Consider the following 16,948-nt stretch of genomic DNA (forward strand, 5'->3'; position numbering starts at 1 on the left):
ATTTTAACCGCTTGAAACAGTATCGCCGGGTAGCAACTCGCTACGAAAAAACAGCCAGCAGCTTCTTGGCGATGGTTCATCTGGCTTCAAGTATGATTTTGTTGCTCTGATTGTCCACACACTCTAGTCGAGGACTATTAAACGTTGGACTTTAGAAAGCGGCATAACCGAACGGCCCGGCAAACGTTCACCGTTTACCCTCTACACCGTACCCGTTGGTATGAGGTGTGTGCCATTTTGAACCTGGCAGGTATGAATCAGCGTTTCGGTGCCTGTGCGCGCCCGGAACTGCTCCAGCATGGTGTTGGTGAAGGTTTCGAGTGCCTCGGCCCGGACCAGATTGATCGTGCAACCGCCAAAACCTCCGCCCATCATGCGGGCTCCGAGTACTCCCGGCACCGTGCGGGCAATATCGACCAGCGTGTCCAGTTCAGGGCAGCTTACCTCGTACCAATGGCTCAACCCCTCATGTGATCCGTACATTAGTTGCCCGAATGCCTCGAGATTACCGGCGTCTAAGTGACCCACGGCGCTCAGAAGCCGTTCGTTTTCCTGCACCACATACGCACAGCGCCGGTAAAGCAGGGGCTCTTGGTCGCGTAGTTGGGCGTCGAGCATGTCCATGGTTACGTCGCGGAGGCTGTGAATAGCGTCGCCGTACGCAGCCCGAACGATTCGGACCCCGGCCTCGCACTCGGCCCGGCGGGTGTTGTATTCCGATGCCGCCAGTGAATGTTTCACCCGTGAGTCGCAGAGAACAATCCGAATACCCTCCATTTGCAAGGGAGCGTAGGCGTATTCGAGCGAACGGCAGTCGAGTTTAATAACATGGTTGGCCCGCCCCATCATGCTCGCAAACTGATCCATGATACCGCACTGCACGCCCACAAACCGGTTTTCGGCCCGCTGCGTTAGCTTCACCATGTGCAGGCGGTCCGTTTGGTCGTGGTTGTATAGGTGGTCAAGGGCGAGGGCGACGCCATTTTCGAGAGCCGCCGACGACGATAAGCCTGAGCCAATCGGGATAGTACCACCAAAAACGATGTTCATACCGCCTACCGGCAAACCGGCCTGCGCAAACTCGTTCACAACGCCCAAGAGATAATCGGCCCAGGAGTTTGTTTTCTGGAGGGCCGTAACCGAACCGGTAAATGTCTCGTTCAGGTCGGCAGCTACCAGGTGCAATTGGTCATCGGGGCGGGGGCCTACAGCCAGATAAATCGCTTTATCGATGGCGGCCGGTAACACAAATCCTTCGTTGTAATCGGTATGTTCACCAATCAGATTTACCCGGCCGGGCGAGCAGATAAGGGTTGGATGGGCGTTGAACCGGGCTATGAATGCCTCGCGGAGCGTGTGGGTCAATTCCATGGGGAGGGAAGGGAAAGGACACAAAAAAAGGCAAATCGAATGTCTCACCGCTACGACCACCTACCCTTGCTTCGGTCAAGACCTGGGGGATTCAGCGGGAGCTGGTAGCACCGATTTGCCGATGCAAACATACACCAATTTTCGGGGTTTGTAAAGGTCTCGTTGTACTTTTGTGATTGTTTGGACCCGGTTTTTTGGTGTTTAAACCGAAAAACCATTGATGATCAAGTTAATAATGAATCTAAAAAATACATGGTACGCAGGCTGTATTCTGCTTTTGCTGCAAGCCTGCACGTCGTCGGACGCGTATCTCGAACAGGGGCGGGCACTCCTGAAAGAAGGTAAAACCCGTGAAGCCATTGCGGCCCTGAATGGGGCAGTGGAGGCTGATGAAGAAAATGCTGAAGCCCTGAACACGCGGGGTGTCGCGTATTTCGAGCAGAAAGAGTACAGTAATGCCCAGCTTGATTACGATCAGGCCATACAGGTGGCCCCCAACTTTTACCGGCCTTATTACAACCGGGCTTTGCTCAAAATAGCCCAAAACGATCTGGAAGGGGCCCTGAAAGATTACTCCGATGCCATTCGGCTCGTGCCCGATACGGCGCGTTTGGCCAGTTCGGATCTGTATCTGAACCGGGGGCAGCTGTTTGCCACCCAGAGTCAGGTGCAGCCCGCTATTACCGACTTTACGAAAGCCATTGAGTTAAATCCCAAAAATGCCCTGGCCCTGTACAATCGGGGGAATCTGTATTTCAACCAGAAAAATTTGCCGGGCGCTCTGGCCGACTTTCAAAAATCAGTCGAGGCTGATCCGGCATTTGGGAAGGCGTTTTATGGCCTGGGACTGGCTCAGCTGCTCAACAATCAGCGCGATGCCGCTTGTTTGAGCCTCAAGCAGTCTAAACAGCTGGGGTATGCTGATGCCGTCAATGCCGTTGCGCAGTATTGTCCTTAATCGTGAAAGGCTAGCGTATAAAATGGAGTAGGTGAGCCGGTTTTTTGTGCTTCTTTCCTTAGTCCGAGTACTTGAATTTCTTTACCGTACATCCTTATGTTGAAATCACTTTCCATCGTTTTTGCGCTATTGTTTGCCCTGTTCGCTGGGTTTCAGTACAATGACCCCGACCCCGAACTCTGGATACCTATTTATGGGCTGGCGGCCGTAGCGAGTGTCATGGCTCTGTTTGGCACCGGCCGACCCTGGTTCTTCTGGCTGATGGCGGCCATGTACGTAGTGGCGGCTGTGTATCAGTGGCCTCCGCATTTTGAGGGCTTCTTGCTCGACGAGATGGGTATGAAAACGCTTAATATCGAGTTGGCCCGCGAATCGGGTGGCCTGGGTATCTGCGCTGTTGCTATGGGGGTGCTCGGGTGGCTGGTTCAGAAAAAAGGATAAACTATACGTATTCGCACGAAAAAAGGGGCTGATTCATCAGCCCCTTTTTTCGTGTATGCTATATGCTCAGTTGGTTACACCGTTCGGCGACTTCCTTTAATCAGGGCGGCAATACCTAGAATAATGACAGCACCTACAAAGGCGGTCAGAATCCGGTCGAGGATACCGCTGGCACCCGTCGTGAACGTGTTACCGAAAATCCAGCCACCAATTAAACCACCAATGATACCGAGAAGGATCTGGGTTAACAGAGAGAACGAAAACCGCTTGAAAACGAGGTCGGCCAGCCAACCGGCAATGGCACCAACCAGAATGGAGATTAAGAAGCTCATGACTTTATTAACGTTGAGAGTTGAATCGTTACCCTGCCATAGGGTAATCTACCGTTAAGAACGGTCGAGTTATCGAAATGTTTAAGATTTTAAGCCAATTACCGCCATTAATCGGCCGGTTTGCCCGTTTTCGTACCGGTGCGAAAAATAATCTTCATTATTCAGTACGGTCGAATAGGTTGATAGGGCAATTTGGGCCGTTGGAATGCCGAAATTGGTTAATTGACGGGTGTTTGCTGAGCGCAGATTGACAAATGTCCGTTGGGTAAATTCATCGACCCGCTTAAACTCCGGGGCAAATTTCTCGGCAACTTCGGGGCCTACTTCAAACGATGTTTCGTCGATGCACGTACCCACGTACGCGTAGCAGTCGCCGGGGCGGGTGCCATATTGCTGCTGCATGGTTTCAAGCGTGAGCCGAACCAGCTCGGCCACGGTGCCTTTCCAGCCCGCATGAATGGCGGCAACCGCTTTGTTCTTGCCATCATATACCAGAATAGGCACGCAGTCGGCAATGCTTACGGCTACGTACAGGTCCGGTTGGTTCGTCATAAGGGCATCGTACCCGTCGTAACGGCCCGGTTGGGTAGCTTCCAGAATTTCCTTACCATGCACCTGATGCGAGGTAGCAACCCGTTCGGGGTTAATACCTAAGGCCGAAAAAAAACGGAGCCGGTTTTCTTCGACAAAGCGCGGGTTGTCGGCTGTATTCAGGCCCAGATTGAGCGATTGGTAGGGAGCCGGGCTGACGCCCCCATGCCGTGTACTCTCGGCCGCGATGAGTGTTGAAAACGAGCTGAACAGGGCAGGTGCCCGAAATAGGGGCTTTTCGGAGGTTGAGAACATAAAAAAGGAAACCGTTGGCTCAGGTAAACAGACAGATTACCGTTCGTGTTCCGAAATAAACCGCTTATGTACTTTGTAATGCAAGGTACTGTCTACGGCCTATATCTTTGTATCGTCAATAAGGCAAAAAACAACAACTACTATACGCACATGAAAACGTTCATCAAATCGCTCGCACTGGCCCTGACCCTGGGTGTTGTATCATTCGCCAACGCTACCGCTGCTCCCGAAAAGCCCGGCAAAAAAAGCAAAGCCGATCGCTTTGCCGATTACCAAACGGCCGTTTACCCGTCAACGAGCCAATCCGTGATTAACGTCATGCTGGAAAAAGGCGAAGGTGGCCCAGTCCATATCAGCTTCAAAAATAAGGCGGGCGAGACGATGGCCGTGCAAACGGTAGGTCGTAATAAAGACCGGGTCTCGTTGAAGTTCCGTGTGAACGAACTGCCCGACGGTCAGTACTCGGTTGAGGTATCGAACGGTCGGGATGTGACCTCAAAACAAGTTACTATCACTACGCGTCCTGAGGCTTCGCCCCGTACGATTGTCCTGGAATGAGCTGGTTACTAACGCATAAAAAAAGGGCCGTCAGGCCCTTTTTTTATGCGTTGAAGCAAACGTATTCAGTGGGGCGTTAGCTGAATGACAATCGTTCAGGTTTAACTACTGGCACGTTGCCAAAAAAGTAAACCGTGCACTATTGACCATCCCCAACGGCCCGGCCCCAGTTCTGGAGTTCATCGGGAGTCCATAAATCCGGGAAGAAAAACCGTTGTTGCTCCACGGGAGGCAGGTACCGTTGCCAGTTGGTGCCGCCGGTAGCCGCAACTGCTTCGGGGGTTTTGTGTAGGTAGCGCACCGCCGACCGCAGGTGCGACAGCTTCCACCGCACATTGACCCGCTGATCGAAGTCACGGAGCTCGCGGGCGAGGGCGTCGGTTTGTTCGCCTTTTTCACGCAGGGCCAACCAGCAGGCGTACAAATTGCGCGACTGGTACTCCGTGGCCAGCCGTACGAGCGAATCACCGTATTTTTTCTCGAACTGTTTTAGGGTCAGTGTCTTTTGTTGGGTGGCCAGTTCGGTAGCTCCCTGCTTCCAGTAAATAAACTCGTACAACTGGTCGAGTGGAGCGTCGGTCGGAATAGGGGCGGTTGGGCTGAGCAGGTTCCGAAAATGGGTCGACATGATTTCGATGTGCCGGAACTGCACCGACTGAAACCCGCTCGACGGCAGCAGGGCCATTCGGAATTTCAGAAACTGGTCTTTGTCCATGCCCTCAACCATAATCGCAAATGACTGCTCCAGAATGGCAAAATAGCGATTGATCCGCTCCATCCGTTCGGTAAAAAAATCGGCGGTCAGAGCCGGATGGTAGCCGATCTGCGTCAGCTCGTGCTTCACCAGTTTAAAGTACAGCTCGGTGATCTGGTGATACGTGATAAAAATCAGCTCGTCGGGGTAGGCTGTTCTCGGATTCTGAAGCGAGAGCAGGGTTTCAAGGTGTACGTAGTCCCAATACGTGAGGTAATCGGCTTGCAGCAGTCCGTCGAGGTAGGAAGTCATATCCTGCCCCATGGCGGCATATTTTTCGGAAAGTTGATGAAGTTTCTCCACCAGTTCGGGGTGGAGTTCGGTATCCTGTGGTAAAGGCATACGGTAATTGCAGGACGGTTAATACGGGTAAAGGTAGTTTTTTTACACCATCGATCGTGAACTAATTTAGGTCGCTGTCTTTATAGTAAGAACCTGAAATTCGAGTCGATTCTGTCCCAATCCAGCCCGGTCTCGTCAGGTAAACCTGAATAATTACATGAACATTACCCAATCACAACTGTCGGCGGCTTTTCCGGCCCTCGACCAGATCCCGAGTGCCTACCAGTTTGAACCTCTCCACCAGCGTGAGTATCTGATCAACGGTCAGATGCGGGCGTGGGATGGCCCAACGGTCGATGTGTTGTCGCCAGTTATGCTCCGTCAGTCGGATGGTACGCTGGAGCGACCCGTTATTGGCAGTTACCCCGTAACGACCGATACCCAGGCGCTCGAAGCCCTTGATGCGGCCGTGACGGCCTACAACAATGGCCGGGGTGAGTGGCCCACCATGAGTGTAGCGGACCGGATCAGCTGCATGCAGAATTTTGTGGGTCGTATGATCGAGCAGAAAGAACAGGTGGTGAACCTGCTCATGTGGGAGATCGGTAAAACGCTGGCCGATTCGACAAAAGAATTCGACCGGACCGTACAGTACATCTACGATACCATCGATGCCCTGAAAGACGTTGACCGGGCCGGCTCGCGATTCGAAATCACGGAGGGGATCATTGGGCAGATTCGCCGTTCTCCGCTCGGGGTTGTGTTGTGTATGGGGCCATTCAACTACCCGCTCAACGAAACCTACACGACGCTTATTCCGGCAATCCTGATGGGTAATACTATTTTGTTTAAGCCACCCAAGCACGGTACGCTCCTGCATTATCCGTTGTTGGAAGCGTTCCGGTCGTGTTTCCCCGCCGGGGTTGTCAATACCATTTACGGCCGGGGCGCATCCGTGGTGCCGGCCCTGATGCAGTCGGGCAAAATCAATGTGCTCACCCTGATCGGGTCGAGCCGGGTGGCCGATAGCCTGAAGAAAATGCACCCCAAGAGTAACCGGCTCCGGGCGGTGTTGGGCCTCGACGCTAAAAATGCGGCCGTGGTTTTGCCCGATGCCGATCTTGACCTGACCGTGAAAGAGTGCATTCTGGGTACCCTTTCGTTTAATGGGCAGCGTTGCACTGCGATTAAGATAATTTGGGTGCATCGGTCGGTGGCCGATGCGTTTCTCGAGAAGTTCAGCGAGGCTGTCAATGAGCTGAAGTTTGGTATGCCCTGGGAAAAAGGGACGAACATCACCCCCTTGCCCGAACCGCAAAAACCCGACTACCTGACCGAGTGCATTGCTGATGCCAAAGCGCAGGGCGCGCGGGTTGTCAATGCCGGGGGCGGAACGGGCGCAGGTTCACTGTTCTACCCCGCTGTGGTGTACCCCGTTGCCGAAGGTATGAAACTCTACCGCGAGGAGCAGTTTGGGCCAGTGGTCCCCATTGTACCGTTCAACGATGTGGAGCAGCCAATTGAGTACATTATCTCGTCGGATCACGGGCAGCAGGTTAGCCTGTTTGGTTCCGACCCCGATGAGTTGGCCCGCCTGATCGATCCGTTGGTGAATCAGGTGAGCCGGGTAAACCTTAATGCGCAGTGTCAGCGTGGCCCCGATACGTTCCCGTTCACGGGCCGGAAAGATTCGGCAGAAGGTACGTTGTCAGTCGAAGATGCTCTGCGGGCGTTTTCAATCCGAACCGTAGTAGCTACTAAAGACACTACGGCCAACAAGGCAATTGTGAACCAGATTATTCGGGAGCACGAGTCGAAATTCCTGTCGACGAACTTTATTTTCTAGCCAACTTTCGCTTTTGTACACGGCCTGGTTGTTGACTGGGTAAATCAAAGCCGCTCCGTTACGTAGGAGCGGCTTTTTATATTGGCTATAAATTACCCCGTTTATAGGTAAATAAGACGGATAGATAGGGTGCCCGGCGAACCAATTTTGTTAATATTAGCCGACAAATCCCCCCTTCGACGTTTGTAGAGGTTATGAATACACAATCGGTTGCGGCTCTTACGGGCCTATCTACAGAACAGGTCACAACTGCCCGGCAGCAGTATGGCGCTAATGAAATCACGACTGCCGAAAGCCAAACGGGCTGGATACTGGTTAAAGAGGTGGTTACCGAGCCCATGTTTATGCTGCTGGCAGCGGCCAGTCTGATTTATGTATTGCTGGGTGAGTGGCAGGAAGGAATCACCCTCGCTGTTGCTATGGTGCTGGTAGCCGGTATCTCGGTGTACCAGACCGTCCGCAGTGATCAGGCTCTGAAAGCCCTGCGCAAACTGACCGAACCAACCATCTCGGTAGTTCGCAACGGTGAACAGATAACTGTCGGGATAGAAGAAATTGTCGTGGGTGATTTGATCTGGCTGACCGAAGGCCAAACCGCCCCCGCCGATGGCGTACTGGTGCAGGCAAATGATTGTTCGATTGATGAATCGGTGCTGACCGGTGAGTCGGTGCCGGTTGCCAAGTCGGTACCCGACAAAGATCCGGTGTATGCCGGTACCATACTGGTTTCGGGGAGTGCCTATGTGCGGGTTACGGCCGTGGGCGACAGCACCTCGCTTGGTAAGCTGGGTCGGTCGTTACAAACGGTAGAAGTGGAAAAAACGCCCCTTCAGCGGCAGATTGGCCAGTTTGTACAACGGATGGCCTATGCAGGTTTTGGAGCGTTTCTGTTGGTTTGGGGTATCAATTTCGCGCAATCGGGCGAGTGGGCTACCTCGTTGCTGCTTGGCCTGACCATTGCCATGTCAGTATTGCCCGAAGAGATTCCGGTGGCTTTCAGCAGTTTTATGGCTCTGGGCGCGGCCCGTATGATTCGGTCGGGCGTGTTAACCCGGCAACCTCAAACCGTTGAGAGTTTAGGCTCCGCAACGGTTATCTGTACCGACAAAACCGGTACCATCACGCAGGAGGGGATGCGGCTGGCGGTAGTGTACGATTTTCGGAATGGAACCCGAACGAAACTGCCCGACGCACTGGCTCCGACGGGGGCAGAGGTAGTGGCTTACGCCCGGCTGGCGAGTGAACCTGAGCCATTCGACCCGATGGAAAAAGCCATTACCGACGCCTGGGTGGCCTTGCCCGATAAACCCATAGCAACCGACGGGCCGCTTATTTACGAGTACCCGCTGGGTGGCGTACCGCCTATGATGACGCACCTGTATCCGCTGGGTGAGCAAACGGCCCGCGTAGCCGGTAAGGGCGCTGTGGAGCGAATTATTCGGGTGTGTGGGCTGGATGGAGCCGTAGCGGAGCAGATCAAACAACAGGCTCATCAGTTAGCCACCGAAGGGTACCGGGTACTGGGCGTAGCCGGGGCCAAGGTGACTACGGGGGCTTACCCCGCCGAGCAGGACGATTTCGACTGGCAATTTAAGGGCCTGATTGCCCTCGAAAATCCGCCCAAGGCCAATGCCCGCGCCGTGCTGAATCAGTTTGATGAGGCTGGTATTCAGGTGAAAATGATTACCGGTGACTCCGCCGAAACGGCCCGTGCCATTGCCGAACAGGTGGGTATGCGCGACGCGCAGGCTGTATTGACCGGCAATGAAGTGATGGCTTTGTCTGACGAAGCCCTGCAAGCGCAGGCCGCTTCGGTCAACGTGTTTGCCCGGATGTACCCCGAAGCCAAGCTCCGCGTGATTCGGGCCCTGAAAGCGGCTGGTGAGGTAGTGGCTATGACGGGCGATGGCGTCAACGACGGTCCGGCGCTAAAAGCGGCCCATATTGGGGTAGCTATGGGGCAGCGGGGTTCTGAGCTGGCTAAACAGTCGGCCTCGTTGATTCTGGTTGAGGACGACCTTAGTAGTATGGTCGACGCTATTGCGCAGGGCCGCCGAATTTACCAGAACTTGAAGCAGGCCGTAGGGTACATCGTTTCGATTCATATCCCGATAATCCTGACCGTGACCGTGCCACTGCTGCTCGGCTGGAAGTTCATTAACCTGTTCAACCCCGTGCACGTCATTTTTCTGGAGCTGGTCATGGGGCCAACCTGCTCTATTGCTTTTGAAAACGAACCGGCCGAAACGGACCTAATGAAGCAACGCCCCCGCAAACTGAGCGATACGTTTTTCACCTCCCGTGAGTTAGGCTTCCGGGTAGTGCAGGGGCTCTGTATTGCTCTGGCTACCCTTGGTGTATACTATACACAAATGCATGCCGGTGCGTCGCTGGAGCACGTCCGTACCATGACCTTTGCCACGCTGGTGATTAGTAATATCTGGCTGACGCTCGTGAGCCGTTCGAGCCGGGCGTCGGTGTTTACCACCTTGCAGCGACCCAATACGTTGCTCTGGATCATGCTTTTTCTGACGGCTCTGATGCTGGCTGGTTTCATCGGCTGGCCGGTTTTGCGGAATCTGGGGCAGTTTACCACCCTATCGCTTGCCGAACTGGGCGTTTGTGCCGGGGCATCGCTGCTGGGTGTTATCTGGGTCGAGTTTTACAAAATCTGGTTACGTAATCAGCCCGCGTAGGGTAGGGCCGAAAACACAAAAAAGCCGCTCCAAAACTTCGGAGCGGCTTTTTTGTAGGTTGTAAAAACTAACCCAGGTACGTTTTCAACGCCTTCGAGCGCGACGTATGGCGGAGCCGACGAATGGCCTTCTCCTTGATTTGCCGAACCCGCTCACGGGTCAGGTTAAACTTCTCACCGATTTCTTCGAGCGTCATGGCGTGCTCGCCATTCAGACCGAAATACAGCGTAATCACGTCGGCTTCACGCTGGGTTAGCGTCGACAGGGCACGTTGCACCTCCTTGCGGAGCGAATCGTTGATCAGACCTGAGTCTGGTTTGTCTTCACCATCGTTTTCGAGCACGTCGAGCAGGCTGTTTTCTTCACCCTGCACAAACGGCGCGTCCATCGAAACGTGACGACCTGAAATTTTAAGCGTATCAACCACCTCGGCGGGCGTAATGTCGAGTACGGCGGCCAATTCTTCCGGCGACGGCTCGCGCTCAAACTTCTGCTCCAGATCCGAGAAGGTCTTCGAAATCTTATTCAGTGAACCTACCCGGTTCAGGGGCAAACGCACGATACGAGACTGCTCGGCCAACGCTTGCAGAATCGACTGGCGAATCCACCAAACGGCGTAAGAGATGAATTTAAAACCACGGGTTTCGTCGAAACGCTGAGCGGCTTTGATCAAACCGAGGTTACCCTCATTAATCAGATCACCCAATGACAGACCCTGGTTCTGATACTGCTTCGCTACCGATACCACAAAACGCAGGTTGGCCTTAGTGAGCCGTTCGAGCGACAGTTGGTCGCCTTCGCGGATCTTCTGCGCCAGAATCACTTCCTCATCGGGCGTCAGCAGGTCAACCTTACCAATCTCCTGGAGGTACTTATCCAGCGACTGACTTTCGCGGTTGGTAATTTGTTTTGAAATCTTTAGCTGTCTCATGGTACGTACACCCCTTTAGATTGTGCGGTAATATAACGTAAGGATTTGACGGTCAATTACACAAAAAAGTAACAATTCGCTTTTAGTTTTTGTTCTCCGGTTTCGGTAACAAAACCTTGCGCGACAAACGGTATTTTCCGGTCTTTTTATCGATATCAACCAGTTTTACGCGTACTTCTTCGCCAACTTCCAGTACCCCATCCATGGTTTCGAGACGCTCCCACTTAATCTCGGAAATGTGCAAAAGTCCGTCTTTGTTCGGCAGGAACTCAACAAAGGCACCAAACGGCATAATCGTTTTCACCTTGCCAACGTATTCCTCGCCAATTTCGGGTACGGCCACAATGCCTTTCACGCGAGCAATAGCCTTATCCATGCCTTCTTTGTTGGTAGCAAAGATGCTTACATAGCCGGCATTGTCGCGCTCTTCGATAACAACCGTGGTACCTGACTCTTTCTGAATTTCCTGTACGACTTTACCACCGGGTCCGATTACGGCACCAATCTGGCTCTGATCGATCCGAATCACGTGGGCCCGTGGCGCATGTGGTTTCAGGTCCGAACGAACTTCGGCGATGGCTTTCTTCATTTCGCCGAGGATGTGCAGACGGCCCGCCCGTGCTTGTTGCAGGGCTTCGGTCAACACTTCGTACGACAAGCCGTTTACTTTCATGTCCATCTGGCAGGCCGTAATACCGTTTTCGGTACCGGTTACCTTGAAGTCCATGTCACCCAGGTGATCTTCGTCACCCAGAATATCCGACAATACGGCGTATTTGTTTGAGCCGGGCTCGGTGTCTGAAATCAGACCCATAGCAATACCGGCCACAGGCGCTTTGATTTTCACACCGGCGTCCATCAGGGCCATGGTACCGGCGCAAACCGTTGCCATGGACGATGAGCCGTTCGACTCCAGAATATCCGATACCACCCGGATTGTGTACGGGTTGTCGGCATCGGGAGGCATTACTTTTTTGAGCGCCCGGTGAGCCAGGTTACCGTGGCCAACCTCACGCCGACCTGGTCCGCGGTTGGGTTTCACCTCACCCGTCGAGAAACCGGGGAAGTTGTAGTGCAACAGAAACTTATTGTAACCCTGATACATGGCCATGTCCACAATCTGCTCGTCCATTTTGGTGCCAAGCGTTGCGGTGGTCAGTGATTGGGTTTCGCCACGGGTAAACAGGGCTGAGCCGTGGGCCATCGGCAGGAAGTCCGGCTCGCAGGTGATCTGACGGATTTCGTCGAGCTTACGGCCATCCAAGCGGGTACGCTCATCGAGTACCAACCGGCGCGAAGCCTCCCACACCAGATCGTGGAAATAGGTTTTCACCAGAGCTTCGTTTACTTCTGTGCCTTCGGGCAACGAAGCCATATACTCATCGCGAACGGCTTTGAACCCTTCGCTACGGGCTTTCTTGTTGGTTTGCTGCAACTGGGCTACCGCATAGATTTTGTCGTAGCAAGCCGCCCGAACGGCCGCGCGCAACTCCTCATCATGCGTTTCGTGGCTATACTGGCGCTTTTCGGTTTTACCTACTTTCGCTTCCAGCTCTTTCTGGGCCGCACACTGCTGCTTAATCACGTCGTGAGCAACACGCAGAGCCTCTACAATTTCTTCTTCTGAGCACTCATTCATCTCGCCTTCTACCATGCAGATATCCTGTGCGGTAGCGCCTACGATCAGGTCGAGCGAAGCCCGCGATAGGTCGGAGGTTTTGGGGTTGATGTGATAGGCACCATCAATTTTGGCAACCCGTACTTCGGAAATAGGACCGTTGAACGGGATGTCGGATACCGCTAAAGCTGCCGAAGCCGCCAGGGCTGCTAACTGATCGGGCAGTACTTCGGAGTCGGCTGAGATCATGGTGATCATGACCTGTGTGTCGGCATGGTAATCTTCGGGGAAGATCGGGCGGAGGGCACGATCAACCAAACGACTAATCAGGATTTCGTGGTCCGACAACCGGCCTTCACGACGCTGAAAGCTGCCGGGAATCCGGCCCGCTGACGCGAATTTTTCCTGATAATCAACAGACAGGGGGAGGAAGTCGACGCCCTCTTTGGCGTCTTTGGCCGATACAACCGTGGCCAGCAACATCGTATTGCCTAAGCGAACCACTACGGCTCCGTCGGCCTGACGGGCGAGCTTGCCCGTTTCGATGGTTATTTCCCGGCCATCGGGCAGGGGTACTGATTGGGTGGTGATTTGAAACATACCGTTCGTTGAAACACGCTACTACAGCTTTGACCGCTTACTGAACTGGTTTCCTGGTTTTAAGTTAAGAACGGGCGATGCGTTGAGGCAAACATACTCGTCTGAACAAATAACGAATTGCGAAACCGTTTACTTCTGGTATAAGAACAAAAAGCAGGGAATCTACCAGTGGCAGATTCCCCGTGTGCGTTGGTTGCAGGATTACTTCCGGATGCCCAACGCTGCAATAATGGCCCGGTACCGGTTAATATCTTTGCGCATGAGGTAATCGAGCAGACGGCGACGCTTACCTACGAGCTTCAACAGACCTTGACGGGTACCATGATCGTGCTTGTGCGCTTTCAGGTGTCCGGTCAGGTGAGAGATGCGGTACGTAAAGAGTGCGATCTGGGATTCGGCCGAACCCGTGTCTTCAGCGGATTTCTTGAAGCCCTGGGTTGCAAAGATTTCTTGCTTCTTTTCGGTCGGTAATGACATCTTCAGACAGCTTAAAGTATAAGAAAAAATTAAATGAACGCGCAAAGGTACGAAAAAAGTGGCAGTAGGCAGTGGCAGTAGGCAGAAAAGTTAGCAGTAGGCAGGGGCGGTAAGCAGTAGGCAGTGGCAGTAGGCAGAAAGGTTAGCAGTATGCAGTGGCAGTAGGCAGTAAAGTTAGCGTAGACAGTTTCACTAGCAGCTGACAGTACTATTTACGCGTCAGCCACTGCCTACTGCCACTGCATACTCCTCTCTCTGCTTACTGCCTACTGCTTACCGCCCCTGCTTGCTGCCCACTTCCGGCGAAGCCGCTCCCAGGCAATCACGTACACATCTTTATCGAACAGCCGGGAATCGTGCCGGGCCTGATACATAAAATACAGCCCTACGGGTAGTAGCAGCACGTTGGCCATCCAGGCACCGGCCGGTACCCAAAGCACCCCATCTTTGGCAAATTTGTCGCCATTGAGGGTGAGTACGTAGAGTAGGATGAAGAAGATGATGGAAACAAGCACAGGCAGGCCAAAGCCTCCTTTTTTGATGATGGCACCCAGCGGAGCCCCAATCAGAAACATGATGAACACCGAGATCGCCTGCGTAAACTTGTGGTGCTTCTCGAGCTCATATTTATAAACCTGCCGTTGTTTCTCCTGTAGATACACGACGTTGGAGTTAGCGTAACTCTGCACGCTCTGCGCCTGTAATAGAGCTGTAGCGGCCAGTTCATGAGGGCGATAGCTACTCTTCTTCATCACCGAGTCGACCCAGGGGCCATCTTTCAATACAGTGGTTGAGCTAACCGGCGTAGCTGTGGGGCCCTCATTCCGGAACTGATAACTGTAGTATTGCCGTGAGGAGTTGGCTACGTTGAGGGCGGTACTGCGGAAATCTTTCTTAAGAGAATCGGTGATGGTAGTTAGCTCGCCCAGATTTTTCATGTACTCGTGGTACTCAAACTGCTGCTCGTCGGTGCGGTGAATGCCAAACGATTCGAGGCCGATAACCAGCTTATAATGCCCAAAGCTGTTACGGATAAACTGAGAGGATTGGTTAGGGGTGCCGTTGCTGGCGTAGCTAACATTGTTTGGGTCTGACTGCTCCTGATAGTCGTTGCCATTATAAAGCTCAAATACCAGATACGAGCGGTCTTTGTCGGTGTACATACGCCCCGAATCGGCCAGAATTACCTCCCGGTTACCCGACTCAATCCCCGAAGTGGCGTGTTTGTAGATGATAAGCCCCTTGAGCAGGTCGCCGGTAGTGCTGTTGGGGTCGGTGGTAATCTTCTTATCGACTTTGATGCTGTAACCCGGCAGGTCGTTGTAAAATATGCCTTCTTTCAGGTTCAACGTGGCCTTAGCAGTTTTAATATCGTATAGCAGACTATACCCCTTAAGGTTGGCCCAGGGGGCTACCACATTGTTGAACCAGAAGGAAAAGCCACTGATCAAAACGGCTACAATGAGCAGCGGGCGCATGGCGCGTGTGAGCGAAATGCCCGCACTTTTCATCGCCGTCAGTTCAAAAAACTCACCCAGGTTACCATACGTCATGAGCGACGATAGCAACGTAGCCAGCGGCAGAGCCGTAGGAATGGTCAACAGGGAAAAGAAAAACAGAACCCGCCCAAACGTTATCAGGTCAACATCCTTCGATACGAAATCGTCGATGTAGAACATCAACAAGCGCATCAGAAAGATAAAAATGACCACACAGAGGGTCAGCACAAACGGTCCCCAGAACGATGAGAGGATAAGCTTGTCTATTTTTTTCAATGGATAATGGTTAATGTAGAATGGAAAACGAGTTCGTTAGCAGAACGCGCCTGCCCCGATGAATTGTTCATTATTCATCGCCCATTATACATTTTTAACTACCGACAATCTCGCGGAGTTTTTCCATCAGGCCATCCCAAAGGTCTTGTAAGTCTTCCGGGTCGGTGTTGGTCGAGTAGTCGGTTATGCGGAGATACGTGGATTGTGTCAGTTCGCTTTGGTCGACCCGAAAGTCCACATAGTTATTATCGTGCCCATTTTCGGCGGTGTCCAGAAACTCGAAGCGGACGCTTTTATTTTGGCGGAGCGACACTTGACGGGCAATGTGGCTCTCGTTATCCCAGAGAAAGTCGAACCGGTGTTCGGGGAGGGTATTTACTTTGGCTGCAAACCACTGCGACAGGCCCGAGGCCGTGCTAATATAAGGAAACAGCATTTTGGGCGAGGCCCGAAGCTCGTATTCGGTCACAAACTTAAACTTCTCCATATCAATTTGGTAGCATAGGGCTATGGGCAAAGGTAAAATTTTTTTGATGCGAAAGACAAACCTACCCCTTGCGCACAAAATAATTTTCCGTACTTTTGCACTACAAAACGGCGGGGTAGCTCAGATGGTTAGAGCGTAGGATTCATAACCCTAAGGTCGGCAGTTCGATCCTGCTCCCCGCTACTACAAAAAGCAGTTATAGGTCAGTCCTGTAACTGCTTTTTTGTTTGGTGTTTGGCTGGGGAGGCAATTGCTCACGCGCCCAATTTCAGGCCAAACATGCCAGAAGGTACAAACCGATGTGCACTTTCCTACCCGTTTGCCCCGAACTTTTTAGGCCACAGATTGAGTCGCTCCTGTAACCCAATGATACAGAGGGGGAAGAACAGAAGGAGTAAAAAGTTGGCTACCCGATCGCTGTTTGAAGGTTGGGATACGGATTCGGCATAGCTCAACCCATTCGCCACAAAGTAGATACTGTACAGGAGAGCTACGAGGTAAATGATCGTTCCGTAGGTATCGAATAGTTCAACGGGGATATTGGTCAGCAGGTGGGGGGCTACATAAAACAGCTGTAACCGCAGTACTGGCTCGGCAACGGTCAGAATCTGAATAAACAGGGCCAACATGAACAGACTAAATTCGGTCTGGCGCGGAAGGTGGCTTGTTTTGGTGAGAAAATTGACGATAGCCCAAAACCATATAACACGCACAAGCGTCACCCAGGCACTACCAATCTGCGAAACAGTGGCATCGATATACGAATCATCAAACGGAATAGCTTTCAGGAGAATCATTGGAGCCATTGTGAGGATAAACAACGGCCATGTTTTAAGGCGTAGAATTGTATTCATGTGTGGAAATGGTGAATGATACGGGGTCAATATAGGTGTATTACAACAGAAAGTAGCTTTTATGGCTCCTTTTTTTGGTAGGGTGGGGCAGAACAATTCGGGGTTGGAGTCGGGCCTTTGTA

The 16,948-nt window shown here is 52.7% G+C and carries 15 protein-coding genes, 1 tRNA gene and 1 pseudogene; 7 read left to right on the forward strand and 10 right to left on the reverse strand.

The window, feature by feature from the left end:
• Positions 1 to 110: pseudogene (locus F5984_RS26795) on the forward strand (IS5-like element ISMra2 family transposase); the annotation flags it as partial.
• A 91-nt stretch (positions 111 to 201) separates the two neighbouring features.
• Here F5984_RS26795 and galK read toward each other — a convergent pair.
• Positions 202 to 1,371, reverse strand: coding sequence for a galactokinase (gene galK, locus F5984_RS20785; protein ID WP_152126150.1), 1,170 nt, complete (start codon positions 1,369 to 1,371; stop codon positions 202 to 204).
• Positions 1,372 to 1,606: 235 nt separating this feature from the next.
• Here galK and F5984_RS20790 point away from each other — a divergent pair, with 235 nt between their 5' ends.
• Both F5984_RS20790 and F5984_RS20795 read left to right on the forward strand, forming a co-directional pair.
• Positions 1,607 to 2,329: a tetratricopeptide repeat protein gene (locus F5984_RS20790; protein ID WP_152126151.1), complete on the forward strand. Its 723-nt coding sequence runs from the start codon at positions 1,607 to 1,609 to the stop codon at positions 2,327 to 2,329.
• Between the two features lie 96 nt (positions 2,330 to 2,425).
• The gene (locus F5984_RS20795; RefSeq protein WP_152126152.1) at positions 2,426 to 2,770 is read left to right on the forward strand and encodes a transmembrane 220 family protein; all 345 of its coding nucleotides are present in this window, start codon (positions 2,426 to 2,428) and stop codon (positions 2,768 to 2,770) included.
• A gap of 74 nt (positions 2,771 to 2,844) precedes the next feature.
• Here the strand turns inward: F5984_RS20795 and F5984_RS20800 are convergent, their stop codons facing one another.
• The gene (locus F5984_RS20800) at positions 2,845 to 3,102 is read right to left on the reverse strand and encodes a GlsB/YeaQ/YmgE family stress response membrane protein (protein ID WP_019986918.1); all 258 of its coding nucleotides are present in this window, start codon (positions 3,100 to 3,102) and stop codon (positions 2,845 to 2,847) included.
• An 81-nt stretch (positions 3,103 to 3,183) separates the two neighbouring features.
• Entirely contained in the window at positions 3,184 to 3,948 is a 765-nt protein-coding gene (pgeF, locus tag F5984_RS20805; RefSeq protein WP_152126153.1) for a peptidoglycan editing factor PgeF, read from the reverse strand.
• A gap of 150 nt (positions 3,949 to 4,098) precedes the next feature.
• Here pgeF and F5984_RS20810 point away from each other — a divergent pair, with 150 nt between their 5' ends.
• Positions 4,099 to 4,506 (forward strand): hypothetical protein, encoded by a 408-nt coding sequence (locus F5984_RS20810; RefSeq protein ID WP_152126154.1) that lies wholly within the window; start codon positions 4,099 to 4,101, stop codon positions 4,504 to 4,506.
• A gap of 139 nt (positions 4,507 to 4,645) precedes the next feature.
• Here the strand turns inward: F5984_RS20810 and F5984_RS20815 are convergent, their stop codons facing one another.
• Positions 4,646 to 5,602: a tryptophan 2,3-dioxygenase family protein gene (locus F5984_RS20815; RefSeq protein ID WP_246169213.1), complete on the reverse strand. Its 957-nt coding sequence runs from the start codon at positions 5,600 to 5,602 to the stop codon at positions 4,646 to 4,648.
• 157 nt (positions 5,603 to 5,759) lie between these two features.
• Between F5984_RS20815 and F5984_RS20820 the strand changes: the two genes are divergently transcribed.
• Both F5984_RS20820 and F5984_RS20825 read left to right on the forward strand, forming a co-directional pair.
• Positions 5,760 to 7,388, forward strand: coding sequence for an NADP-dependent glyceraldehyde-3-phosphate dehydrogenase (locus F5984_RS20820; RefSeq protein WP_152126155.1), 1,629 nt, complete (start codon positions 5,760 to 5,762; stop codon positions 7,386 to 7,388).
• 194 nt (positions 7,389 to 7,582) lie between these two features.
• The gene (locus F5984_RS20825) at positions 7,583 to 10,084 is read left to right on the forward strand and encodes a cation-translocating P-type ATPase (protein WP_152126156.1); all 2,502 of its coding nucleotides are present in this window, start codon (positions 7,583 to 7,585) and stop codon (positions 10,082 to 10,084) included.
• A gap of 67 nt (positions 10,085 to 10,151) precedes the next feature.
• Here the strand turns inward: F5984_RS20825 and F5984_RS20830 are convergent, their stop codons facing one another.
• From F5984_RS20830 to F5984_RS20850, 5 genes are all read right to left on the reverse strand, one after another.
• On the reverse strand, positions 10,152 to 11,015 hold the full coding sequence (locus F5984_RS20830) for a sigma-70 family RNA polymerase sigma factor (protein ID WP_019986912.1): 864 nt from the start codon (positions 11,013 to 11,015) through the stop codon (positions 10,152 to 10,154).
• Between the two features lie 82 nt (positions 11,016 to 11,097).
• A complete protein-coding gene (locus tag F5984_RS20835; RefSeq protein WP_152126157.1) occupies positions 11,098 to 13,233 on the reverse strand; it encodes a polyribonucleotide nucleotidyltransferase in 2,136 nt (711 codons plus the stop codon).
• Between the two features lie 201 nt (positions 13,234 to 13,434).
• Positions 13,435 to 13,710 carry a 30S ribosomal protein S15 gene (gene rpsO, locus F5984_RS20840; RefSeq protein WP_152126158.1) on the reverse strand — a complete coding sequence of 92 codons (276 nt, stop codon included), beginning with the start codon at positions 13,708 to 13,710 and terminating at the stop codon, positions 13,435 to 13,437.
• A gap of 266 nt (positions 13,711 to 13,976) precedes the next feature.
• The gene (locus F5984_RS20845; RefSeq protein WP_152126159.1) at positions 13,977 to 15,485 is read right to left on the reverse strand and encodes an LptF/LptG family permease; all 1,509 of its coding nucleotides are present in this window, start codon (positions 15,483 to 15,485) and stop codon (positions 13,977 to 13,979) included.
• 94 nt (positions 15,486 to 15,579) lie between these two features.
• Positions 15,580 to 15,972, reverse strand: a complete 393-nt coding sequence (locus F5984_RS20850) for an START-like domain-containing protein (RefSeq protein WP_152126316.1) — start codon at positions 15,970 to 15,972, stop codon at positions 15,580 to 15,582.
• A gap of 109 nt (positions 15,973 to 16,081) precedes the next feature.
• On the opposite strand from F5984_RS20850, the gene F5984_RS20855 reads away from it, so the two are divergent.
• A tRNA-Met gene (locus F5984_RS20855) sits at positions 16,082 to 16,155 on the forward strand.
• A gap of 128 nt (positions 16,156 to 16,283) precedes the next feature.
• Here the strand turns inward: F5984_RS20855 and F5984_RS20860 are convergent.
• Complete coding sequence (locus F5984_RS20860; RefSeq protein WP_152126160.1) at positions 16,284 to 16,826, reverse strand: hypothetical protein; 543 nt, start codon at positions 16,824 to 16,826, stop codon at positions 16,284 to 16,286.
• Between the last annotated feature and the right edge of the window lie 122 nt (positions 16,827 to 16,948).

Source organism: Rudanella paleaurantiibacter (genome assembly GCF_009184635.1).
Classification (GTDB): Bacteria; Bacteroidota; Bacteroidia; order Cytophagales; family Spirosomataceae; genus Rudanella; species Rudanella paleaurantiibacter.